Annotated in this window: 23 protein-coding genes; 11 read left to right on the top strand and 12 right to left on the bottom strand. The window is 61.3% G+C overall.

The window, feature by feature from the left end:
* Positions 1-44: 44 nt before the first annotated feature.
* Positions 45-956 (bottom strand): oxygen-dependent coproporphyrinogen oxidase, encoded by a 912-nt coding sequence (gene hemF / locus QMO80_RS19220; RefSeq protein ID WP_283197926.1) that lies wholly within the window; start codon positions 954-956, stop codon positions 45-47.
* A gap of 178 nt (positions 957-1,134) precedes the next feature.
* Here hemF and QMO80_RS19225 point away from each other — a divergent pair, with 178 nt between their 5' ends.
* The gene (locus QMO80_RS19225) at positions 1,135-1,395 is read left to right on the top strand and encodes a hypothetical protein (RefSeq protein WP_003565536.1); all 261 of its coding nucleotides are present in this window, start codon (positions 1,135-1,137) and stop codon (positions 1,393-1,395) included.
* 3 nt (positions 1,396-1,398) lie between these two features.
* Here QMO80_RS19225 and QMO80_RS19230 read toward each other — a convergent pair whose 3' ends face one another.
* Together QMO80_RS19230 and QMO80_RS19235 are read right to left on the bottom strand one after the other, a co-directional pair.
* Positions 1,399-3,045 carry a Na/Pi cotransporter family protein gene (locus QMO80_RS19230; protein WP_283197927.1) on the bottom strand — a complete coding sequence of 549 codons (1,647 nt, stop codon included), beginning with the start codon at positions 3,043-3,045 and terminating at the stop codon, positions 1,399-1,401.
* A gap of 214 nt (positions 3,046-3,259) precedes the next feature.
* Positions 3,260-3,721 (bottom strand): tRNA (cytidine(34)-2'-O)-methyltransferase, encoded by a 462-nt coding sequence (locus QMO80_RS19235; RefSeq protein WP_283197928.1) that lies wholly within the window; start codon positions 3,719-3,721, stop codon positions 3,260-3,262.
* 387 nt (positions 3,722-4,108) lie between these two features.
* Between QMO80_RS19235 and QMO80_RS19240 the strand changes: the two genes are divergently transcribed.
* The 3 genes from QMO80_RS19240 to QMO80_RS19250 all read left to right on the top strand — a co-directional run bounded on the left by QMO80_RS19240 (position 4,109) and on the right by QMO80_RS19250 (position 6,646).
* Positions 4,109-5,965 (top strand): ABC transporter ATP-binding protein, encoded by a 1,857-nt coding sequence (locus QMO80_RS19240; RefSeq protein ID WP_283197929.1) that lies wholly within the window; start codon positions 4,109-4,111, stop codon positions 5,963-5,965.
* Positions 5,966-6,065: 100 nt separating this feature from the next.
* Positions 6,066-6,335, top strand: a complete 270-nt coding sequence (locus tag QMO80_RS19245) for a ribbon-helix-helix domain-containing protein (RefSeq protein ID WP_283197930.1) — start codon at positions 6,066-6,068, stop codon at positions 6,333-6,335.
* Positions 6,332-6,646, top strand: a complete 315-nt coding sequence (locus QMO80_RS19250; RefSeq protein ID WP_283197931.1) for a type II toxin-antitoxin system RelE/ParE family toxin — start codon at positions 6,332-6,334, stop codon at positions 6,644-6,646. The genes QMO80_RS19245 and QMO80_RS19250 overlap by 4 nt, the downstream gene beginning before the upstream one ends.
* A 24-nt stretch (positions 6,647-6,670) precedes the next feature.
* Here QMO80_RS19250 and QMO80_RS19255 read toward each other — a convergent pair whose 3' ends face one another.
* Positions 6,671-6,901: a CopG family transcriptional regulator gene (locus QMO80_RS19255; RefSeq protein WP_283197932.1), complete on the bottom strand. Its 231-nt coding sequence runs from the start codon at positions 6,899-6,901 to the stop codon at positions 6,671-6,673.
* Positions 6,902-7,063: 162 nt separating this feature from the next.
* Here QMO80_RS19255 and QMO80_RS19260 point away from each other — a divergent pair, with 162 nt between their 5' ends.
* Positions 7,064-8,977 carry an ABC transporter ATP-binding protein gene (locus tag QMO80_RS19260; RefSeq protein WP_283197933.1) on the top strand — a complete coding sequence of 638 codons (1,914 nt, stop codon included), beginning with the start codon at positions 7,064-7,066 and terminating at the stop codon, positions 8,975-8,977.
* On the opposite strand, the gene QMO80_RS19265 is transcribed toward QMO80_RS19260, so the two are convergent.
* On the bottom strand, positions 8,933-9,865 hold the full coding sequence (locus tag QMO80_RS19265; RefSeq protein WP_283197934.1) for an endonuclease/exonuclease/phosphatase family protein: 933 nt from the start codon (positions 9,863-9,865) through the stop codon (positions 8,933-8,935). The genes QMO80_RS19260 and QMO80_RS19265 overlap by 45 nt on opposite strands.
* Before the next feature lie 285 nt (positions 9,866-10,150).
* On the opposite strand from QMO80_RS19265, the gene petA reads away from it, so the two are divergent.
* The 4 genes from petA to QMO80_RS19285 all read left to right on the top strand — a co-directional run bounded on the left by petA (position 10,151) and on the right by QMO80_RS19285 (position 13,588).
* Positions 10,151-10,729, top strand: a complete 579-nt coding sequence (gene petA, locus QMO80_RS19270) for a ubiquinol-cytochrome c reductase iron-sulfur subunit (RefSeq protein WP_283197935.1) — start codon at positions 10,151-10,153, stop codon at positions 10,727-10,729.
* A gap of 14 nt (positions 10,730-10,743) precedes the next feature.
* On the top strand, positions 10,744-12,024 hold the full coding sequence (locus QMO80_RS19275) for a cytochrome b N-terminal domain-containing protein (protein ID WP_283197936.1): 1,281 nt from the start codon (positions 10,744-10,746) through the stop codon (positions 12,022-12,024).
* Positions 12,025-12,049: 25 nt separating this feature from the next.
* Positions 12,050-12,931, top strand: a complete 882-nt coding sequence (locus QMO80_RS19280; protein WP_283197937.1) for a cytochrome c1 — start codon at positions 12,050-12,052, stop codon at positions 12,929-12,931.
* 114 nt (positions 12,932-13,045) lie between these two features.
* Entirely contained in the window at positions 13,046-13,588 is a 543-nt protein-coding gene (locus tag QMO80_RS19285; RefSeq protein ID WP_116274091.1) for an adenine phosphoribosyltransferase, read from the top strand.
* 21 nt (positions 13,589-13,609) lie between these two features.
* Here the strand turns inward: QMO80_RS19285 and QMO80_RS19290 are convergent, their stop codons facing one another.
* Positions 13,610-14,077, bottom strand: a complete 468-nt coding sequence (locus QMO80_RS19290; protein ID WP_283197938.1) for a MaoC family dehydratase — start codon at positions 14,075-14,077, stop codon at positions 13,610-13,612.
* Positions 14,074-14,562, bottom strand: coding sequence for a MaoC family dehydratase (locus tag QMO80_RS19295; protein WP_283197939.1), 489 nt, complete (start codon positions 14,560-14,562; stop codon positions 14,074-14,076). Before QMO80_RS19295 ends, QMO80_RS19290 begins: the two co-directional genes overlap by 4 nt.
* A gap of 192 nt (positions 14,563-14,754) precedes the next feature.
* Between QMO80_RS19295 and QMO80_RS19300 the strand changes: the two genes are divergently transcribed.
* Positions 14,755-15,858 (top strand): hypothetical protein, encoded by a 1,104-nt coding sequence (locus QMO80_RS19300; protein ID WP_283197940.1) that lies wholly within the window; start codon positions 14,755-14,757, stop codon positions 15,856-15,858.
* A 19-nt stretch (positions 15,859-15,877) separates the two neighbouring features.
* Here QMO80_RS19300 and ychF read toward each other — a convergent pair whose 3' ends face one another.
* On the bottom strand, positions 15,878-16,981 hold the full coding sequence (gene ychF / locus QMO80_RS19305) for a redox-regulated ATPase YchF (protein ID WP_283197941.1): 1,104 nt from the start codon (positions 16,979-16,981) through the stop codon (positions 15,878-15,880).
* A 331-nt stretch (positions 16,982-17,312) separates the two neighbouring features.
* On the opposite strand from ychF, the gene clpS reads away from it, so the two are divergent.
* Positions 17,313-17,624 (top strand): ATP-dependent Clp protease adapter ClpS, encoded by a 312-nt coding sequence (gene clpS, locus QMO80_RS19310; protein ID WP_283197942.1) that lies wholly within the window; start codon positions 17,313-17,315, stop codon positions 17,622-17,624.
* Positions 17,625-17,631: 7 nt separating this feature from the next.
* Here clpS and QMO80_RS19315 read toward each other — a convergent pair whose 3' ends face one another.
* The 4 genes from QMO80_RS19315 to QMO80_RS19330 all read right to left on the bottom strand — a co-directional run bounded on the left by QMO80_RS19315 (position 17,632) and on the right by QMO80_RS19330 (position 21,993).
* Positions 17,632-18,093, bottom strand: coding sequence for a GNAT family N-acetyltransferase (locus tag QMO80_RS19315; RefSeq protein WP_283197943.1), 462 nt, complete (start codon positions 18,091-18,093; stop codon positions 17,632-17,634).
* A complete protein-coding gene (pth, locus tag QMO80_RS19320) occupies positions 18,090-18,821 on the bottom strand; it encodes an aminoacyl-tRNA hydrolase (protein WP_283197944.1) in 732 nt (243 codons plus the stop codon). Before pth ends, QMO80_RS19315 begins: the two co-directional genes overlap by 4 nt.
* A gap of 89 nt (positions 18,822-18,910) precedes the next feature.
* Positions 18,911-19,624, bottom strand: coding sequence for an ABC transporter substrate-binding protein (locus QMO80_RS19325; RefSeq protein ID WP_283200233.1), 714 nt, complete (start codon positions 19,622-19,624; stop codon positions 18,911-18,913).
* Positions 19,625-19,641: 17 nt separating this feature from the next.
* Complete coding sequence (locus QMO80_RS19330) at positions 19,642-21,993, bottom strand: EAL domain-containing protein (protein ID WP_283197945.1); 2,352 nt, start codon at positions 21,991-21,993, stop codon at positions 19,642-19,644.
* Positions 21,994-22,123 lie beyond the last annotated feature (130 nt).

The following is a 22,123-nucleotide window of genomic DNA, read 5'->3' on the forward strand; positions in this document are numbered from 1 at the left end:
GTGAAGGTCTATCAACTCGAATTTATCGACGAGTTATCGCAGTCTCATGGCCAGCGGACGACAGGGGGCAGGGACGAAAGAATGGATTCAACGTTGCCGCCCGTCTTCAGGCCGAAGATCGTGCCGCGATCATACAGCAGATTGAATTCGACGTAACGGCCCCGGCGGATCAATTGTTCGTCGCGGTCGGCCTCTGTCCACAGCTTATTGAAGTTGGAGCGGACGATCTTCGGATAGACCATGGCGAAGGCCCGGCCGACATCGCGGGTGAAGGCGAAATCGGCGTCCCAGCCGCCGGCCTCCGCGCTCGAATGCAGCCAGTCATAGAAGATGCCGCCAATGCCGCGGGCCTCGTTGCGATGCTTCAGGAAGAAATATTCGTCGCACCAGGCCTTGTAGGCATCGTAATCGGCGACGGCATGATTGCGGCAGGCGATCTCCATCGCCTTGTGGAAGAGCTGGCTGTCCTCGTCCTCCTGGGTGCGGCGGCGCGACAGCACCGGCGTCAGGTCGGCGCCACCGCCGAACCATCGGCTCGTGGTGACCACCATGCGGGTATTCATATGCACGGCGGGGACGTTGGGGTTCACAGGATGGGCGATCAGTGAAATGCCCGAAGCCCAGAAACGCGGATCGTCCTTGGCGCCCGGTATCTGCGCCCGGAAGTCCGGGGAGAATTCGCCATGGACGGTGGAGGTGTGGACGCCGACCTTCTCGAAGACCCGGCCTTCCATCATCGACATGCGGCCGCCGCCGCCGGCGCCGTTTTCGCGCGACCAGTCCTTGGCGGTGAAGCGGCCTGGCTCCTGATCGGAGAGCGGGCCTTCCAGTTCGTCTTCGAGGGCTTCGAAGGAGGCGCAGATCGTGTCGCGCAGCCCTTCGAACCAGGCGCGGGCGGCAGCCTTCTTCTCTTCGATATCCTCAGGCAAGCCGATCGGCAGTTCCGGTCTTTCCATGTCGCGCCTCCGGCGGTCGGCATCTGCATAGGAAGCGACTCGCTCATTCTCGATTACCCGCCCCGTTTAGCAGGTGGCGCCGCATCTCGCCAAGCCAAGGCGGCACGCCCAAGCGCTTCCAAGATTCGACTCGCAAATCCTGAATTTCGATACTACCTTTTTCGAAGAGGTAGGTTTGATGAAAAAAGTTCCAGGACCTCCGTCCTTCGACGGCCTGAAGCGCAGGATAGCGAGACATCGGGCGGAAACGTCCTCCCGCCGGAAAGACCATTTCGTGCGTGAGACATATTGCCTCGGCCTCCTCGACGCACGCGCCAAGGCGCGCGAATGGTTCGACGAATATCCGAAAGCCGCCTATTGGACAGAGGTGGAGAGTTGGCGTCAGCTCGACGGCGACCAGATTGAATTCACCATGCGCCGCCTGCCTTCGGCCGACTGACCGTCACTCCGCCGCGGGCCGCACGCGGCTTTCGATCAGCAGGCCGCTCTCATCCATGATCGGATGCGCCACCGAGACGATGTGGGCGTTGATGCGCTTCAGGTCGCGCAGCATGTCGAGATGCAGGGAACTCGTCTGCAGGCTGTCGGCGCGGCCATCGCGCAGCCGTTCGAGATGGCGCTCGGCCGACTGCTTCTCCATCCGGCGCACCTCGACCTTTACCTCCATCATCTGCCGCGCGAGATTGAAATCGCGGGTGACGAAGATCGTCTGGGCGACGCGCAGATTGTCGATCGTCAGATCGAACAGCTTGCGCAGTTCCTGATGACCGTCGTCGGAAAATTTCAGGCCGAGCGAGATCTTCTTCGCCACCTGTTCCCGCAAGCCTTTCTCGATGATGTCGCCCATATGTTCGAGATTGATCGCGTAGTCGATGACGACGATCGAGCGGCGGGCGTTCTCGTCGGTGAGACCCTCGCGGCCGAGCTTCGAGAGATAGACCTTCACTGCCTGCTGCAGCCGGTCGACGCGCTCTTCGAGAGCCGGGATTTCGGCAAGCTTGCCGGCATCATTCTGCTCGAAGGCTTCCGAAACCCTGACCAGCATGCGCTCGATGAGGTCGCCGACGCCGAGCACTTCGCGGGTGGCGCTGGTCAGCGCAATCACGGGTGTCGAAAGCTCCTGCGCATCGAGATATTTCGGGGCGTTGTCGGGTTCGGCCTGATCCGGCACCAGCCGGGCCATCAGGGTGGCGAGCGGCCGGGAAAATGGCCAGGCGAGGGCTGCCAGCAGAAGATTGAAGGCGAGATGCGCATCGACCGGCAGCTTGGCCGGGCCGAAGGGCAGCATCTGGATGAGTTCGGCGCCATAGCCCGCCAGCGGCAGGGCGATGAAGCAGCCGAGCGCGCGCACCGCGAGATTGCCGAGGGTGACGCGCCGCGCCGAAACCGGGCCGGACAATGTCGCAATGACAGGCGGGATAGCACCACCGAGGTTGGCGCCGAGCACGAGCACGATGACGAGTTCGGCGGAGACCAGGCCCGCCGAGGCGAGCGACAGGATCAGCACCACCACAGCCAGGCTCGACGAGGAAAGGAACGCAAGAGCTGCCGAGAAGAGCAGCGCCACGGGCAGCGCGCCGTCCAGCAGGCCGATGAAGGCGGCGAGAGCCGGGGAGGCGCGCATCGGTTCCGTCGCGAGGCCGAGAAGATGCAGCGACAGCAGCATCAGCCCGATGCCGATCAGTGCCGCGCCGCCGCCCTGGCGGGCGCTGGAGCGGCCGCGGTAAAGCACGATGCCGGCCAGGATCAGCAACGGAGAGAGCCATTCGATGCCGGTGGCGACGATCCAGGCGGTGATCGCCGTGCCGACATTGGCGCCGAGCAGGACGATCTGCGCCATGCGCGGCTTGATCAGGTCACGTTCGACGAAGGATGCGGTCATCAGCGCGGTTGCCGTCGAACTCTGCAGCGCAATGGTCGCCACCAGTCCCGACAGGAAGGAACGGAAACCGCCGCGCGTGCCGCTCGCCAGACCTGTTCTCAGCCGTGCGCCGAAGGCCCTGGACACGCCGTCCTTCACCTGCGCAAGGCCGAACAGCAGCAAAGCCACGGCGCCGAACAGGTTGATCATGATGACTGTGGAATCCATTTTCTTGCTTTTATTCTTCTTTCATCTGTCTTGGGAGGTGCAGGCTTGAGCGTAACCTTCCAAACTGTTGAAATTATGGAGGCTATACGACATTTTTGTTTGCTCGGCTAATAAATATAGACCGATTTGGCGCGGATTGACAACGTCATTTTCCGACACGGTCCGGAGCTGATCGGCCATTTCGCCGAGGCCGGTGCCGGTCAAGGCCAGACGGTCAACTCCAGACAGTCTGACGCATCGCTTCGCCGACGATCATCGCGGCCGAGACGGCGACGTTGATCGACCGCTGGCCCTCGACCATCGGGATCAGGATGCGGGCATCCGCCTTCTCATGCACCTGATCCGGCACGCCGGCGCTTTCGCGGCCGAAAAGCAGGATGTCGTTGGGGCGGAAGGCAAAATCGGTGTAACGGTCGGCCGCCTTGGTCGAGGCGAGGATCAGGCGGCGGTCGGTCGTAGCGCGCCAGGTCTCGAAGCGGTCCCAGTTGACATGGCGGGTCAGCGCAGCGGCGGCGATATAGTCCATGCCCGAGCGTTTCAGGTTGCGGTCGGATACGTCGAAGCCGGCGGGCTCGATCAAATCGACCGCGAAGCCGAGGCAGGCGGCAAGACGCAGGATCGTGCCGGTATTGCCTGCTATATCCGGCTGGTAGAGTGCCAATCTGAGGTCCGTCATCACATGCCGCTTGTTTCGTTGGGACGCGTGAGACCTAAAGCAACTGCCATTTCGCCGCAACAGGGCGCGGTTTGGCCCAGAAACGTTCAGTTTACGCCATTATAGGGGTGGAAATTTCGCGATTTTCGCGTTATCCATGCACATCTTCAATCGCCAGCAGGGAGGGCCGTCATGAATATTTTGCTCGATATGCGCTTTCCCGCCGTGATGCCGCTTAAGGCGACACGGCACCGCTAAGGCGCATTTCTTCTCTGAATCCCCCTTTTTGATCCATTGTGCGGCTGCTTCAGCCTCGCCCCTTGAACGTTCGGTTCCCATATGTGCATGCAGTGCGCCGGGGATGGCGCGAAGCCGGGAGCCGAAACGCTGACGTTTCGGAGCAATTTCATGTTTGGCTGGTTCGAACAGCGACTCAATCCCTTTCCGAGCGAGGAGCCCGTCGCTCCGCCGAAGGGTCTGTTTGCCTTTTGCTGGCACTACAGCAAACCGGCAGCGCCATGGCTCGGCCTGATGGCGGTGCTGACGGCGCTGATCGCCGTCGGCGAGGTGGCGCTCTTCCAGTTCCTCGGCGATATCGTCGACTGGCTGACCAATGCGGACCGCGCCACCTTCCTTGAGACGGAAGGCCACAAGCTGTTCTGGATGGCGGCGCTGGTGCTGATCGGCCTGCCGCTGACGGCCGGCCTCGATTCCCTCATCATGCACCAGATGCTGCTCGGCAACTATCCGATGAGCGCCCGCTGGCAGATGCATCGCTTCCTGCTGCGCCACAGCATGACGTTCTTCGCCAACGAGTTTGCCGGGCGTGTGGCGACCAAGGTGATGCAGACCTCGCTGGCGGTGCGCGAGACGGTGATGAAGATCCTCGACGTCTTCGTCTATGTCGTGACGTACTTCCTGACGATGATCATCGTCATCGCGGCTGCCGATTGGCGGCTGATGATCCCGATCCTCGTCTGGCTCGCCGTCTATATCAGCATCGTCAGCTATTTTGTGCCGCGGCTTCGCAAGATCGCGGCCGCCCAGGCGGATGCGCGCTCGATGATGACGGGGCGCGTGGTCGACAGCTATACGAATATCGCCACCGTCAAGCTGTTTTCGCATGCCGGCCGCGAGGAGGTCTATGCCAGGGAAGGCATGGACGAGTTCCTGCAGACCGTACACAAGCAGATGCGGAAGGTGACGCTCTTCCACATCAGCGTCTACCTGAACAACTGCATCGCGCTCTTCGTCGTCTCGGGCATGTCGATCTGGTTCTGGCTGAACGGGGCGATCTCGGTCGGCGCGATCGCCATCGCCATCGGTCTTGCCATGCGCGTCAACGGCATGTCGCAATGGATCATGTGGGAAGTCTCGGCGCTGTTCGAGAATATCGGCACGGTCTATGACGGCATGGAGATGATGAGCAAACAGCACGACATCGTCGACAAGCCGGACGCCCCTCCGATGACGGCGAAAAAGGGCGCGATCCACTACGAGCGCATCCGCTTCCACTATGGCAAGAGCAAGGGTGTCATCGACAACCTGTCGCTCGACATCAAGGCGGGCGAGAAGGTCGGTCTCGTCGGCCGCTCCGGCGCCGGCAAGACGACGCTGATGAACCTGCTGCTGCGCTTCTACGATCTGGAGGGCGGCCGCATCACCATCGACGGGCAGGATATATCAGGCGTCTCGCAGGAAAGCCTGCGCTCGCTGATCGGCGTGGTGACGCAGGACACGTCGCTGCTGCATCGCTCGATCCGCGACAACATCGCCTATGGCCGTCCCGACGCCTCGGATGCCGAGATCATCGAGGCTGCCAAACGTGCGAATGCCTGGGAGTTCGTCGAAGGGCTCGTCGACATGCAGGGCCGCCAGGGGCTCGACGCGCAGGTCGGCGAACGCGGCGTCAAGCTGTCCGGCGGCCAGCGGCAGCGCATCGCGATCGCCCGCGTCTTCCTGAAGGACGCGCCGATCCTGGTGCTCGATGAGGCGACTTCGGCGCTCGATTCGGAAGTCGAGGCGGCGATCCAGGAAAACCTCTTCGCCCTGATGGAGGGCAAGACGGTCATCGCGATCGCCCACCGGCTGTCGACGCTGACAGAGATGGACCGGCTGATCGTGCTCGACAAGGGCCGGATCATCGAGGCCGGCTCGCACGGCGAACTGATCGAGAGCGGCGGCATCTACGCCGACCTCTGGAACCGCCAGTCCGGCGGCTTCCTCTCCGATCACGCCGAGGAGGCGGAAGAGGCGGCGGAGTGATAGATGGCCCTCCCGGCACAAGAGCGGGGAGGGCTTCTTAACAGTTGAGAACAGTTAAGAAGCTGTGGTACATTTGCTGATCCCAGCGAGGAATGTGTTTATGGCGACCGTGACGATCTCATTGCCCGACAGCCTCAAGGCTTTTGTCGAAAGCCAGATGGCCAGCAAGGGCTATGGCAATGTCAGCGAATATTTCCGGGGCCTCGTTCGGGATGCGCAGGAGCGCGAAAACGAGGCGCGGCTTGAGGCCTTGCTTCTCGAGGGCCTGGCATCTGGGGACGCCGTTGAGGCAACGCCCGCATTCTGGAGCGATCTGAGGAAAGAAGCCGCGCAGTTGCTGGCAGCGCAGAGCAAGAAGAAGTCGCCATGAAGCTTGCCGTCAAACCGGCAGCTCGCGACGATATGTTGTTGCAGCTTTCCTGTCTTGCGGAGCGTGGCGGAGAGGAACTCGGTCTGCGGTTACTGCATGCCGCCGAACAATCTTTCGTGCGTCTTCTCGAATATCCGAATTCTGGCACGCCGAAGACATTCGGCAATTCAAAACTGGCGGGCATAAGATCGTGGCCCGTTCCGGGTTTCGAGGATATTCGCGCCTATTATACCGTGGAAAATGAATCGGTTACGATCTTGCGCGTTCTGTACGGCCGTCGGGATGTTGTCGGTATTCTCGGCGGGAATTGATGCCGCGCTTGCTCTCCGGCGGTTTCAAAGACTGTCGGCCCAGTCGATGACGCGGTCATGTTCGACGAGGATGATGGTGTTGGCGGCGGCGAGTGTGCGCAGCGCGGCGATGCGGCGGTGCTCCTCCTGGTCGAGCCAGGCGGTAACGGCCTCGGTGACGATTTCGTCGCGCGGCAATGCCAGGTCGAGAGCCAGGGCATCGAGCCTTTCCGCGAGCGGAAGCGGAATATGCGCATCGAGCATTTTCGTTTCCATGGATATTCTCTCCGGTGAAGCGCGATCGTATCGTCAGATTGTGACCGGTTCGGGGGTAATCAATGGTGATGCCGCCGATGTTATCGATCATTACCAAAATATAACATTGCGTCCGCTTTTCATTCCCTTTGCCGCTCCGCCCAATCCGCCTATATCGCTTCCATGTTCCTGCGCCCCATCCTTCGCCTGTTCGAAACCTGGATCGATCCGTTCCGTCCGCGCGCCAATCTTCAGCCGCCGGGCTCGACGCTCGGGTTTGTCTGGTTCTATATCGGCCAGGCGAGGATGCCGTTCATCGCCATGCTTATTCTCGGCGGCACATCGGCGGCAATCGAGGCGGCGCTTTTCTGGTTCGTCGGTCGACTGGTCGATATCCTCGGCAGTATCACGCCCGGCGCTGGTTGGAGCGGTCTTCTGGCAGCCCATGGCGGCGAGCTGTTCGGCATGCTCGCTCTCATCGGGCTCGTGCGTTTTGTCGTCGCCTTCCTGATCGCGCTCGTCGATCAGCAGGTGATCACGCCGGGTTTCTATAATCTAGCACGTTGGCAATCCTATCTCCATGTCTCCAGGCAGTCTTTATCATTCTTCCAGAGCGATTTCTCCGGACGCATCGTTACCAAGGTCTGGTCGGCCGGGCAGGCGACCGGGGATCTCGTCACCTCGCTGATGGAAAGCGTCTGGTTCGTCGGCATTTATGCGGTGACGACGCTCGTGCTTGTCGCCCGGTTGGACTTTTCCCTGGCCGCCGTCGTGCTGTTCTGGCTCGGCGCCTTCAGCCTGCTTGCCCGCCACTTCGTTCCGAGGATCCGCCATCATTCCCGCGAAACGGCGGAGGCCGGATCGATGCTGAACGGACGGATGGTCGATTCCTACAGCAACATGCAGACGCTGAAGCTGTTTGCACGTGACGAGGAAAGCGACCGCTATATGCGGCAGGGCTTCGATATCTATCAGGATACGGTGCTGCGCTTCACCCGGTTCATCACCGGCGTCAGGGCCTCGATGGCGCTGCTCTCCGGGCTGATGATCGTGACGATGGCGGGGCTGAGCGTCGATCTCTGGCTGCGCGGCATGGTCAGCTCGGGTGCCGTGGCATTCTCGCTGGCGCTGGTGCTCCGGCTGAATTTCCTGCTCGGGCGGCTGATGACGCAGTTCAACGGCATCATGCGCAATCTCGGCACCATCCAGAACGCCGCCGAGCTGATCTCCCAGCCTCTGGGGCTCGTCGATCGGCCGGATGCGAAGAACCTGCTGATCCGGCAGCCCGGCATCCGCTTCGACAATGTTTCGTTCCGCTACGGAAAGGGCCACCTGCCGGTCGTCGAGAATTTCTCCCTGACAATCCATCCGGGCGAAAAGGTCGGGATCGTCGGCCGTTCGGGCGCGGGCAAATCGACGCTGATGAACCTGCTGTTGCGCCTCTACGACATTCAGGACGGCCGCATCCTCATCGACGGCCAGGATATTGCCGCCGTGACGCAGGAATCGCTCAGAATGCAGATCGGCGTCGTCAGCCAGGATACCTCGCTGCTGCATCGTTCGGTGCGCGACAATATCCTGTTCGGACGGCCGGATGCCGGCGAGGAGCGGTTGGTCGAGGCGGCCAGGCGCGCCGAAGCCATCGACTTCATCGAGCGCCTGCAGGATCAGCAGGGCCGCAGAGGTTTCGATGCTCATGTCGGCGAACGCGGCGTCAAACTCTCAGGCGGGCAGCGGCAGCGCATCGCCATTGCCCGGGTCATGCTGAAGGACGCCCCGATTCTCGTTCTCGACGAAGCGACGTCGGCGCTCGATTCGGAAGTGGAAGAAGCGATCCAGTCCAATCTCCATCGGATCATGGAAGGCAAGACGGTGCTTGCGATCGCCCATCGGCTGTCGACAATCGCCGCACTCGACCGGCTGATCGTCGTCGATCTCGGCCGGATCATCGAGGAGGGCAGCCATGATCAACTGCTTCGCCGCGGCGGGCTCTATGCCGAGCTCTGGGCGCGACAGTCCGGCGGCTTCCTCGCGGCGGACGAGGATGCGGGCTCAAGGGTCGATGGCAAATTCCGCCATGAGGCCAAAATGATTTGATCCGAAGCTGTTCTCGATGCGGCGGACCGATTTCAGCCGCAGAGGCGCCCGGCTGAAGATGTGATCGATAGGAATGCCGAAGGGACCGGCGACGATCGGCCATGTTGCCGGCTCCAGCGATACCGTGCCCAGTCCTTGGCTGCGCATGAGATACTGCACGTCGGGCGCCAGAATCGACGTGTTGAAATCACCGGCAAGGACGAGCGGTCCCGGGAGGGACGGAATAATCTCGGCGAGGTCCTCGATTTCCAGGCCGTGGAATTCGTCGTAATAGGGCTTGGTCAGGTGCGCGGCGAGGAAATTGACCTTCTGCCCGTCGAAATCGATCGTCGAGATCGTCAGCCGGTTGCGCCAGAGCAGCCCGAGATTGCGGATGCGGGGTTCGATGAGCGGGCGCTTCGCCAGCACCAGCGTATCGCATTCCTGCATGCCGACACCGCAGCCGATGTAATAGGGGTAGGTCTTCAAGAGCCGCGGCAGTTCCGACAGCAGTGGCTCGGCCTCCAGAATGCTGACGACGTCGGCGCCTGAGGCGATAGCCATGTCGGCGATATCGGCGCCGTTGGCGAAATTGTCATTCTCGATATTGAAGGACATCAGCTTGAAGAGGGCCGGCCGGCTCTCCTCGACAGCCGGCTCGACGAACTCGCGCATCATCACCACGCCGTGGACGGCGAGGACCACGGATACGCCGAGCGTCAGCAGCGCATACCAGTGGCGCTTGACGAGAAGGGCTGCGACGGACGCGGCTGCCGCGGCGACCGCCAAGTGGACCTGGAAGCTGTAAAAGAAGGAAAGCAGATAGAAATCGGTGACATAGCGCAGCGAGACAATGGCGAGAACGAGGGTGGTGAGAACGCTGAATACGCAAAAAATCGTGTCTCTCATCCGCTCCGGTCCGGCTCGCTGGCGTGGCTGCGACTGCGCCTATCACGGTGGGCTTTTTGTTGCAATGCAGCATAACGGCAAGCTGGTGTTTGCCTTAAAAAATTCATCGGAAATTCCCGCGACATTGTGCCGTCATCCCCTTGCCAAGGCTGGACATAATTTGCGATCAAGCTTAGAACGCGCCGGATTGCCGGGGAATCTATGGCCGAATTGTGTCCAGATCGATTCGCCGGCAGAGGGGGCAGGGCGGAATTCCGCGATAATTGCGCAGAGGATGGTTAGGCCGTGAGCGAACACGTAACGACAAGCGAGGCTTCGACAGAGCCTACTCGCCGTGATTTTCTTTATCTCACCACTGGTATGGCGGGTGCTGTCGGCGCCGTCGCGGTTGCCTGGCCGTTCATCGACCAGATGCGCCCGGATGCGTCGACGCTGGCACTGGCCTCCATCGAAGTCGATGTCGCGAGCCTCGAGCCCGGCATGTCGCTGACTGTGAAGTGGCGCGGCAAGCCGATCTTCATCCGCAACCGCACGCCTGAGGAAGTGAAGGCCGCCGCCGACGTGCCGCTGGCCGACCTCAAGGATCCGGTCGCCCGCAATGCCAACCTGCCGCCCGAGGCTCAGGCAACGGGCGTCGACCGTTCGGGCGGCAAGGACAAGGAAAACTGGATCGTCATGATCGGCACCTGTACCCATCTCGGCTGCGTTCCGCTCGGCCAGGCCGGCGAATATAATGGTTGGTTCTGTCCCTGCCATGGCTCGGTCTACGACACGGCCGGCCGCATCCGGAAGGGTCCTGCGCCTCAGAACCTGGCGATCCCGACCTTTTCATTTGTGTCCGATACCAAAATCAAGATCGGTTGAGGGGAGACTGATTAATGAGTGGCCATTCCAGCTACGAACCATCAACCGGCTTCGAGAAATGGGTCGATGCGCGCCTGCCTTTGCCGCGCATGGTCTATGACAGCTTCATCGCATATCCGGTTCCGAGAAACCTGAACTATGCCTATACCTTCGGCGCCATGCTCTCCGTCATGCTGATCGTGCAGATCCTGACGGGCGTCGTGCTCGCCATGCACTACGCAGCCGACACGGTGATTGCCTTCAATTCCGTCGAAAAGATCATGCGCGACGTCAACCACGGCTGGCTGCTGCGCTATATGCATGCCAACGGCGCCTCCTTCTTCTTCGTCGCCGTTTACCTGCACATTGCCCGCGGCCTCTATTACGGTTCCTACAAAGCGCCGCGCGAAATCCTCTGGATTCTCGGCGTCGTCATCTACCTGCTGATGATGGCGACCGGCTTCATGGGCTATGTTCTTCCCTGGGGCCAGATGTCCTTCTGGGGTGCGACCGTCATCACCGGTTTCTTCTCGGCCTTCCCGATGGTCGGCGAATGGATCCAGCAGTTCCTGCTCGGCGGCTTCGCCGTCGATCAGCCGACGCTGAACCGCTTCTTCTCGCTGCATTACCTGCTGCCCTTCATGATCGCCGGCGTCGTCGTCCTGCACATCTGGGCGCTGCACGTCACCGGCCAGACGAACCCGACCGGCATCGAGGTCAAGACCAAGACGGACACGGTGCGCTTCACGCCCTATGCGACCATGAAGGATGCGCTCGGCGTATCGGTCTTCCTGCTGGTCTATGCCTATTTCGTCTTCTATATGCCGAACTTCCTCGGCCATGCCGACAACTACATCCCGGCCGACCCGCTGAAGACGCCGGCCCACATCGTTCCGGAATGGTACTTCCTGCCGTTCTACGCGATGCTGCGTTCGATCACCTTCAACATCGGCCCGATCGACTCCAAGCTCGGCGGCGTGCTGGTGATGTTCGGTGCGATCATCGTGCTGTTCTTCCTGCCCTGGCTCGACACTTCCAAGGTTCGCTCCGCGGTCTACCGTCCCTGGTACAAGGTGTTCTACTGGCTGTTCGTGATCAACGCGATCATCCTCGGCTGGCTCGGCTCGCAGCCGGCGGAAGGCGATTTCGTCTGGATCTCTCAGGTCTGCACGCTCCTCTACTTCGCCTTCTTCCTGGTTGCTATGCCGGTGCTCGGCCTGGTCGAGACGCCGCGCCGCATCCCGAACTCGATCACCGAAGCGGTGCTCGAGAAGCGCAACAAGACAGCTGCCGCCAGTGCAGCGGCCAATGCATAAGCGCGCGACGGAAGGGAACAGAAATATGAAAACGCTTGTTGCAAGCATTCTCTCGCTCGCCGTCGTTGCCGGTCTCAGTGGCGCGGCTCTGGCCGAGGAGGCGCCCGCCAACGGTGCGGCTCCGGCCCATCACGCAGAAGGTGAGACGCCGCATTATCCGCTGAAGCATCCGAAGGAGGAGGAATGGTCTTTCGCCGGTCCGTTCGGCCATTACGACAAGGGCCAGCTTCAGCGTGGCCTCAAGGTCTACACGGAAGTCTGTTCAGCCTGTCATTCGATGAAGCTCGTGCCTTTCCGCATGCTCGACGAGCTCGGCTATTCCGAGGCGCAGGTAAAGGCTTTCGCCGCGAATTACGAGGTCCAGGACGGTCCCAACGCCAGCGGCGAGATGTTTACCCGCAAGGCGGTTCCTTCCGATTACTTCCCGTCGCCTTTCCCCAATGCTGAAGCCGCAGCTGCTTCCAACAATGGCGCGGCTCCGCCCGATTTCTCGCTGATCGCCAAGGCCCGCGCCGTCACCCGCGGCTTCCCGCAATTCGTTTTCGACATCTTCACCCAGTATCAGGAAAGCGGCCCTGATTATATCCATGCACTACTGACCGGCTATGAAGAGCCGCCGGCGGGTTTCCAGGTGCCGCAGGGTGGACATTACAACCCTTATTTCAATGCTGCCGCCGTCCTCGCCATGCCGAAGCCGCTCTCCGATGGTCAGGTGACCTATGACGATGGCGCGCCGGCGACCGTCGACCAGTATTCCAGGGATGTTTCCGCCTTCCTGATGTGGGCTGCCGAGCCGCATCTCGAAGAGCGCAAGCGCACCGGCTTCATGGTCATGGTCTTCCTGGCGATCTTTACGGTGCTGATCTACCTGACGAAACGCTCGGTCTACGCCAACAAGGAACATTGAGCGCTTTCCGATCGACATTCAAAAGGCGGCCTCGGGCCGCCTTTTTTGTTGGTTCCGCCCCGGGCAGTTGATAGGGTGCGATAAGTTTTATGCCCTCGCAGATATGGACTTTTCATGGACAATACGACTTCCGAGCTTGCAGCCAGCATCCGCTCCATTCCTGACTATCCCAAGCCCGGTATCATTTTCCGCGACATCACCACGTTGCTCGGCAACCCGCGCGCTTTCCGCCGGGCGGTCGATGAACTCGTGCAGCCCTATGCCGGCACGAAGATCGACAAGATCGCCGGCATGGAGGCGCGCGGCTTCATCCTCGGCGGCGCGGTGGCGCACCAGCTTTCCTCGGGCTTTGTGCCGATCCGCAAGAAGGGCAAGCTGCCGCACGATACCGTGCGCATCGCCTACAGCCTGGAATATGGCGTCGACGAGATGGAGATGCATCGCGATGCGGTGCAACCCGGCGAAAAGGTGATCCTGGTCGATGACCTGATCGCTACCGGCGGTACGGCCGTGGGCGCGACCAAGCTGCTGCGCCAGATCGGCGCTGAGGTGGTCGGCGCCTGCTTCGTTATCGATCTGCCGGACCTTGGCGGCCGCAAGAAGCTGGAAGAACTCGGCGTCGTCGTACACACGCTGGTCGAATTCTCCGGCCACTGACCCGGTATTCGGCCCGCGGCGTCAGTCGAATTCCAAGACGCCGCTTTCGAAGCGCATGACGGGTTCGCCGTTCTGATTGACGCCCTCGCAGAGGATGGTGTTGAGGTGCCAGCCCGGCCGTGACGCGAGCGGCCGGCTGGAAAGGAGGGCGACCGAATAGGTCACGACGTCGCCCGGGAAGATCGGCCGCAGCCATTGCAGTTTCTGGAAGCCCGGCGAAGGGCCGAGGTTCGGCGCCTTCAGGCCCCTTTGGGCGAGGGCGACGCTCTGGTTTTTCCAGAAGGCGAGGAAGGTCCGCATCCAGGCGGCAGTGGTGTGCCAGCCCGACGCGCAAAGGCCGCCGAAGAGTGTGTCCTTGGCGGCTTCCTTGTCGACATGAAAACGCTGCGGATCGTAGCGCTTGGCGAAGCGAAGGATGTTTTCCTCGGTGAAGGTGTAGCTGCCGATCTCGGCCTTCTCGCCGACGGCGTAAAGCTCGGACATTCTCATACCAATACCTCCGGGCTCGTGCCGATCCCCGGCACGGAGCGCATGCGGATCATGACCGAATTTTCCGAGAGACAGACGAGCTCGCCGCGCTGATTTTCCAGCTCGTGGCGGAACTTGGCGATTCCCATGCCGGGGCGCGAGCGCATCGGCCGGGCTTCAAGCACGGTCGAGTGACCCTGCAATGTATCGCCTGAAAGCACCGGCTTTCGCCATTCCATCAGATCGATGCCGGGCGCACCCTCGCAGAGCGCGTTCAGGATGTAGCTGTCGGCCATCATGCGCATGAGCATCGCGGACGTATGCCAGCCGGAAGCGGCGAGGCCGCCCAGAATGCTGGCGCGGCCGGCGGCCTCGTCGAGATGCATTGGCTGCGGGTCGAATTCCCGTGCAAATTCGATGATTTCCTCGGCGAGCACCAGCTTCGGGCCGAGTGCGAAGCGGCGGCCGGGCTCGAAATCCTCAAAGGAAAGCTTTTCTGCCGCCATTCGCTTCTCCCGCCATATGCAGCGCCTGGAACAGGATGATTTTAGGCCGGATCAGCCTAAAATCTGAATCCTGTTCTACATAAGAGTTAGAGCATGATGTCGCCCGAAAACCACTCACACTTTTCGGCACCATGCTCTATTGCTTACAATAGCATCCGCGCGGGCTCAATGATTCCGGGGAGAGAAACCGGCATGACGGAACTGAGGTCGATACTCGACGAGGCGGCGCGCCAAGGGCTGATTTCGCCGGAGGCGGGCGGGCGGCTTTTGCCGTTCCTGAGCGAGCGCGGCGTCGCTGTCGTCGGACATCCCGCCGGTATCGCCGAGGTGTCGCCGGCCATGGCGTCGGAGGGGCAGGTATGGTCGGATACCGAGACGCCGCGTTTCGTGCGCGGGTTCCACGACGTGCTGATCACCATCGGCGTTATCGTGGCGCTTTGCGGCCTCTGGGGGCTTGCCGCACTTTATGCCGTGCTGCCTGCCATCATCGTGCTTTCGGAAATCCTGGTGCGCCGCCAGCGGCTTGCTTTGCCGGCCGTCAGCCTGACGATCGCGCTGTTCTGCTGGACATGCCTGCTGATGTCCCGTTTCTTCCCGCCGTGGACGCCGACCGCGCAATCCTTCGGAGCGGAGGCGACGCAGTTCGCCGCCGGATTCCCGATCATTCTCGGCGCCTATTATGCCCGCTACCGCGTGCCGCTGTCGCTGGCGCTCGCTATCATGTCGGCGCTTGCCTTCGTCCTCACCCTGCTTTTGCGGCTGGTGCAATGGGCAAGCGGCAATCCGGCATTTTTCCTCGATCATCCCGCCGTGCTGGCGCTGGTTGCCCTGACCTGCGCGCTCGGACTGTTTGCGCTGGCGCTCTATTTCGATCTCGGTGACCGGCTGCGGCGGACGACGCGTTCGGATATCGCTTTCTGGCTGCATCTCGGGGCGGCGCCGGCGCTGCTCTACAGCACGGTGTCCCTGCTGTCGTTCGGGGGAGGTGTCCGTATTTTCGACGTCGCGAATATGTCGGCGCGGACACCTGCAGTCGTCGCGACAGTGGCGGCGCTGATGCTGATCGGTCTCGTCATCGACCGGCGCGCCTTCGTGACATCTGGGCTGCTGTCGCTCGGCGTCGCGATCTTCAGCGTCGTCAGGCAGGGAAACGCTACGGTCGACACCTACATCTTCACAACGCTGATCGTTGTCGGCGCGATCGTATTGATCATCGGCACCGGCTGGATGCCGCTTCGGCGGCTGGTGCTCAGGGCACTGCCGCCGGCTATCGCAAACAGGCTGCCGCCGGGTTGAGGCGGCAGCGCTCCTTTATTTACGTATTGAAGCGGAAGTGGATGACGTCGCCGTCCTGGACGACATATTCCTTGCCTTCGTCGCGCGCCTTGCCGGCATCCTTGGCGCCGACTTCGCCGTTGTACTTGATGTAATCGTCATAGGCGATGGTGTTGGCGCGGATGAAGCCACGCTCGAAATCCGAATGGATGACGCCGGCGGCCTGCGGCGCCTTGGTGCCGCGCTCGATCGTCCAGGCGCGTGTTTCCTTCGGGCCGACGGTGAAATAGGTGATGAGGTGGAGCAGCTTGTAGCCGGCGCGGATCAGTCGGTCGAGGCCTGCCTCGTCGAGGTCGAGGGCGGAGAGGAATTCCTTGGCTTCCTCTTCGGGAAGCTGGGCGACCTCAGCTTCGATCGCCGCCGAGATGACGACGGTTTCGGCGCCCTGTTCCCGTGCCATGGCGGCGACGGCCGCGGTGAATTCATTGCCGGTCGAAGCCTCGGCCTCGGCAACGTTGCAGACGTAGAGCACCGGATGCGAAGTCAAAAGGTTGAGACCCTTGAGGATTGCGATTTCCTCGGCATCGAGCGTCGACAGCAGCGTGCGCACCGGCTTGCCTTCATTGAGCAGCTTCAGCGACGCTTCCATGATCGGCAGCATCGCCATGGAATCCTTGTCCTTGCTGGTGGCGCGCTTGCGCGTCTGCTCGGTGCGGCGCTCCAGGCTTTCGAGGTCGGCGAGCATCAGCTCGGTCTCGATCGTCTCGGCATCGGCGACGGGATTGATGCGGCCTTCGACATGGGTAATGTCGCTGTCTTCGAAGCAGCGCAACACATGGACGATCGCATCGACTTCGCGGATATTGGCGAGGAACTGGTTGCCGAGGCCTTCACCCTTCGAGGCGCCGCGCACCAGGCCGGCGATGTCGACGAAGGAGATGCGGGTCGGGATCAGTTCCTTCGACTTGGCAATGTCGGCAAGCTTGCGCATGCGCGGATCGGGCACGGCGACTTCGCCGGTGTTCGGCTCGATGGTGCAGAAGGGATAATTCGCCGCCTGTGCCGCCGCCGTTTTGGTGAGCGCGTTGAAGAGGGTCGATTTGCCGACGTTCGGCAGACCGACGATGCCGCATTTGAAGCCCATGGCTAAAACCTGCTGTTCTTGAATTCCTTGCTGGTGCCTATGGGATAAAGGAGCAATATGGTCAAGTCTTAGAGAGGTTTTAGCGTCGTTCACTTGCCGACCAATCCGTGCTGACCTATTGTTAAAAGCGACGGAGATTTCGGCGCATTGCGGATTTCACCGGGATGCGCCCTCGCTCAGATGCATTTGACCCCATCGGTGTCGCAGGCGGCGAGCGGTTCTGCTCGTTTGAAGCTTGGAGCCGCGACGGCTGACTACCGAAAATTCGTCATCGACTGATTAGCTGGTTTGAAGATTGCCGACCCCATGTCATCAATGGGTGGATTTTCCGATGAGTGACAATGACGTTGCCCTGAAACCGAAGACCAAGGTGAAGCCGAAGCTCGACAAGCCGAAGCTCTACAAGGTCATCCTCGTCAATGACGATTATACCCCGCGCGACTTCGTCATCTTGATCCTGAAGTCCGTCTTCCGCATGAGCGAGGAGACCGGCTACCGGGTGATGATGACGGCGCACAAGCTCGGCTCCTGCGTGGTGGTGGTCTGCGCCAGGGACATTGCCGAGACCAAGGCCAAGGAAGGCATCGACCTTGCCAAGGAGATGGGCTTTCCGCTGATGTTCACGACCGAGCCGGAGGAATAACTCGGGTTCAGCGCCGGCGGATCTGATATCCGGTCTTATCCCGCATGAAGCCGCAATTCTCGTAGAAGCGATGCGTCGCCGGGTTCGTCGAGCCGGTGAGCAGCATCACCTTGTAGCAGCCGGCCTTCCATGCCTCGGTCACCGCATGGCCGATGACGGCGCCGGCATAACCGCGCTGGCGGTGATCGGCGTGGGTGACGACGTTTTCGATGAGCGCATAGGAAGCGCCGTTCCGCGTCAGGTTGGGCACGACGATCAGCGTGGCGGTGGCGGCGGCGACATTACCGGCAAAGCCGATGAAGACGGTCATGCCTGGCTGGGCGAGGATGGTGGAGAACAGCTCCTCGGCCGTGGCCTTATCGAGAACCGGATCGGCCGGGTTTAAATGCTGGTAGAGTGTGGTCAGCTTGGGGAGGTCGACGGAGGCAGCGGGGCGGATGGCGAAATTCTGATCCGGCACCGGCCTCATTCCCCTTTGTTACCGAACATCTTCTTCAGAATATCGGCCATCGGGCCGGTGGCCAGCACCTTCGGCTGATTGTGATTGCGGGCCTGGTGGATATGCGACTGGCCGGCCGGCTTCTTTTCGGTCGTCTTACTGTCCTTCCGCGGCTTCTCCTCTTCGGCCTTGCCGCCGAGCGCCAGCGCGATCTTGTTCATCAGCTGCGAATCCTCGTTTCGCACCAGCATGTCGGCGTTGTCGGCAAGCGTCTCGAGAAGCGGCTCCAGCCAGGCCCTGTCGGCCTTGGCGAAATCGCCGAGCACGTGGTTCTGCACCATTTCCCTGATGCCGGGATGGCCGATGCCGAGGCGCAGCCGCCGGTATTCCTTGCCGCAATGGGCGTCCAGCGACTTGATGCCGTTGTGGCCGCCGTGGCCGCCGCCGGTCTTCAGCCGGGCCTTGCCCGCGGGAAGGTCGAGCTCATCATAGATTGCGACAAGATCGCCGGGCTGGAGCTTGTAAAAGCGCATCGCCTCGCCGACGGCCTCGCCGGAGAGGTTCATGAATGTCTGCGGCTTGATCAGCAGCACCTTCTCGCCGCCGAGTTCGCCTTCGGCAATCTCGGCCCTGAATTTCTTCGACCAGGGGGAGAAGCTGTGGCGCCGATGAATGGCGTCGACGGCCATGAAGCCGATATTGTGGCGGTTGCCGGCGTATTTGCCGCCGGGATTGCCGAGACCCGCGATGATCAGCATGGCCTGTCGTCCTCACTTAAGCTTTTCCCACGTTCACCACCCGGAAACGGGAGCAAAGTCAAGCGGAAAGGGCAAGCCCGCCGGCCGCGTCATTCCGAAAGGTTCATGCCGTATTTCAAGAAGATCTTTTTCTGGTCGCCATCGGCGATCAGCTTGTCGAGGGCAGCCTGCATCTTGGCGAGCAGGTCGTCCGGAAAGCTCTTCTCGCAGGCGATGCTCATAGGCTGGGCGGAGAGCACGGTCACGATCTCCACCGGCTGGTCGGCCTTCAGCTTGTCGAAATAGAGTTCGGAGATCGGCATCATGTCGATGCGCCCACTTAGCAGCTTGCGCAATGTCGCGTTGAAGTCGCTGGCGACATCGAGCTTGGTGAATCCCTTCTCCTTCAGGATCGTCTCGGTATAATCCTCGCGCTGGGTGCCAACCGTATATTTCTTCGCCTCGTCCAGATTGCCGGCGGTGACGCCTGAGCCCTTGCGGGTAATCAGGATGTTGCGGTCCATTAGCAGCGGTTCGACCCATTTGAACAGCGGGTCGCGGGCACTGTTGTGGGCCGTCACAAAGACGCAGGTCATCGGCACCGTGCGGGCAAGGCTGAATGCGCGCGCCCAGGGCATGATCTCGATCGTGTAGTCGACGCCGATCGCGGCCATCACCTTTTCGACCTGCTCGACGGTCGCGCCCTTGATCTCCTTGCCGTCGCGATAGTTGAAGGGGGCATAATCCTCGGTCGTGAAGGTTACCGTCTGCGCATGGGCGGCGCAGGGCAGCGCCAGGCATGCGAGAAGCAGGAGCTTTTTCATCATCTCATCTCCTTTGTTCATGAGGCGCGCGCGACGGCCGATTGCGAGGCCATCAGTTCCTCGATGAGTACGGCTGCGTGCTGCGGACGGTGGAAGAGGTAGCCCTGGCCGTAATCAAGCCCCATCTGATGGAGCGTGCGGCATTCCTCTTCGGTTTCGATGCCTTCGGCGATGACGGTACAGTTCATCTTGTGAGAGAGCGTGGTAATGCCTTCGATCAGCATGCGGCTCTTCTGGCGCACGTCGTCGTCGCCATCGTTGATCGCGCGGGTGAAGGACTGGTCGATCTTGATGATGTCGACAGGGAAGCGGTTGAGGTAGCTCAGCGACGAATAGCCGGTGCCGAAATCGTCGAGCGCGATACGGCAGCCGAAACGGCGAAGCTCGGTGACGATCATGCGGATCTGCGGGTTGTCGTGCATCAGCACGGCTTCGGTGATCTCGACGACGATGCGTTCCGGGCGGATGCCATGACGACCGACAATGGCGGCGAGACGGGCCGGCAGTGCGGGCTCGAATTGCAGCGGCGAGAAGTTGATGGCGAGATAGGTATTCTCCATGCCCGATATGCGGGAAATCTTCGCGAGGTTGGCGATCGCCTTCTCCATGATGACATTGCCGACGCGGACGATCTTTGCCGTCTCTTCGGCGACGCTGATGATCTCGGCCGGCGGCATCAAGCCCTTCTGCGGGTGGTTGAGGCGCATCAGCGCTTCGAAACCGGCGACACCGCGGCCGTTCAGATTGACGATCGGCTGCAGGAAGGCTTCGAACCAGTTGTCGGCGAGGCCGGCTTCGATATTGGCCTCGATCTCGGCCCGGCTGCGGGCACGGTCGAGCATGGCGTTGTCGAAGAGCTGGGCGCCGTTCTTGCCGTCGCGTTTCTTGGCATACATCGCCAGGTCGGATTTCTGCAGCAGCTCGGCCGCGGTTGCGGCATGGTGCGGATAGATGGCGATGCCGACGGAGGCACTCAGATGCATGTCGGGGGCGAAGGGCGTATCGAAGATCGAGGCGATCTGCTCGCACATCATCCGGGCGCGTTTTTCGGCGTCCTTCGCCGGCAGCAGGATAGCAAATTCGTCGCCGCCGAGACGGGCGGCCTCGTCGGAGGGAGCGAGATAGATCTTCAGTCGCTCGACGAGCTCGATCAGCGCCATGTCGCCGGCGGCATGGCCCATATTGTCGTTGATCCACTTGAAGCGATCGAGATCGACGAAGAGGCAGGCGAGTTCCTGGCCGGCCGCGTCGGCGGCGGCGATCTTGTTGTCGAGGACGGCTTCGAAGCCCTGGCGGTTGAGCAGCCCGGTCAGGTGATCGGTGATCGCCTGGCGGTGGTTGCGGTCCTCGGAGGCCTTGAGTTCGGTCACATCGGTCATGACCGAGAGCGAGAGGCGGTCGGGCGCGCCGGCTTCAGCCTCCGATTCCATGATGAGGACGTCCATGGTGCGGCCGTCCAGGCAAACGAATTTGACGGTGACGGTCATGCCGCTTTCGGCCTGGCGGCGCCTGACGAATTTGTCGCGGGTGGTCGATGTGACGAGATCGGCGAAGTTGCGGCCGATGACGGCGGCGCGGTTATAACCGGTGGTAAGCAGCCAGTAATCGCTGACGGCGGTGATGCGGTCTTCCTCGTCGAGCGAGAAGAGCATGGCAGGCGTCAGATTATAGATGTCGGTGGCGCGGCGGTGAGCGAACTTCAGCTCCTTTTCCTCGCTTTCAAGCTTGGTCTGCATCTCGTTGAAGCTGCGGGCAAGCCGTCCCATCTCATCGTTCGACTGCCAGTCGACATGATGGCGAGAGCCGAGCTGCCGGGTTGCCTCGATCGCTGCTATCAGCCGCATCAACGGCTGGATGACGAAGAAACGGTTGCCGATCAGCGCCGTCCCGAAAACGGTCAGCACGGCGAAGATGAAGATCGAGATGAAGACGACCTCTTCCTGCTTGAGGCCGGAAAACAAGCCGAGTGCGGGATAATAAACGCTGATGCTGCCGAGATTCTTCGGGCCGTCGACGGTATTGTAGATAATGGCGCGCGACACCTGAACGAGCTTGCCGTCGAAGGAGCGCGGGATGGTGGATTGGCTGACGTCGAGCTGGCCCGACTGGTCGCGCACTTCGACCTTGACGATGGCGCCCTGGGAAACGACCGTCGCGCTGATCTGGGTGACGCTCTCCTCATCGAGATCCCAGAGCGGCTTTGCCAGCGCCTGGGCATTGGCGACCAGAAGAACGGAAATATGATCGCGTATTTCCTTGTCGGCCCGTTCCGAGGAAAGGAAAAGGAAGAGAACAAAGAGAGGAGCGACAAAAACGAGCAGCGCTCCGCAAACAATTCCAAAAAATCTGTTCTCAACGGAATTGTTCATGGTTCCGTCTTCTCCCCCCAGGCCGACCCTATCTGCTGTCGCGCGTTAAGACGGGCTTCTTCGCAGCTGACGAAGCATGCTTTCACGAATACGTTAAATGTTGCTGAAACAGGGGCTTGCCGGGCAATGA

Source organism: Rhizobium sp. BT03 (assembly GCF_030053155.1).
Classification (GTDB): domain Bacteria; phylum Pseudomonadota; class Alphaproteobacteria; order Rhizobiales; family Rhizobiaceae; genus Rhizobium.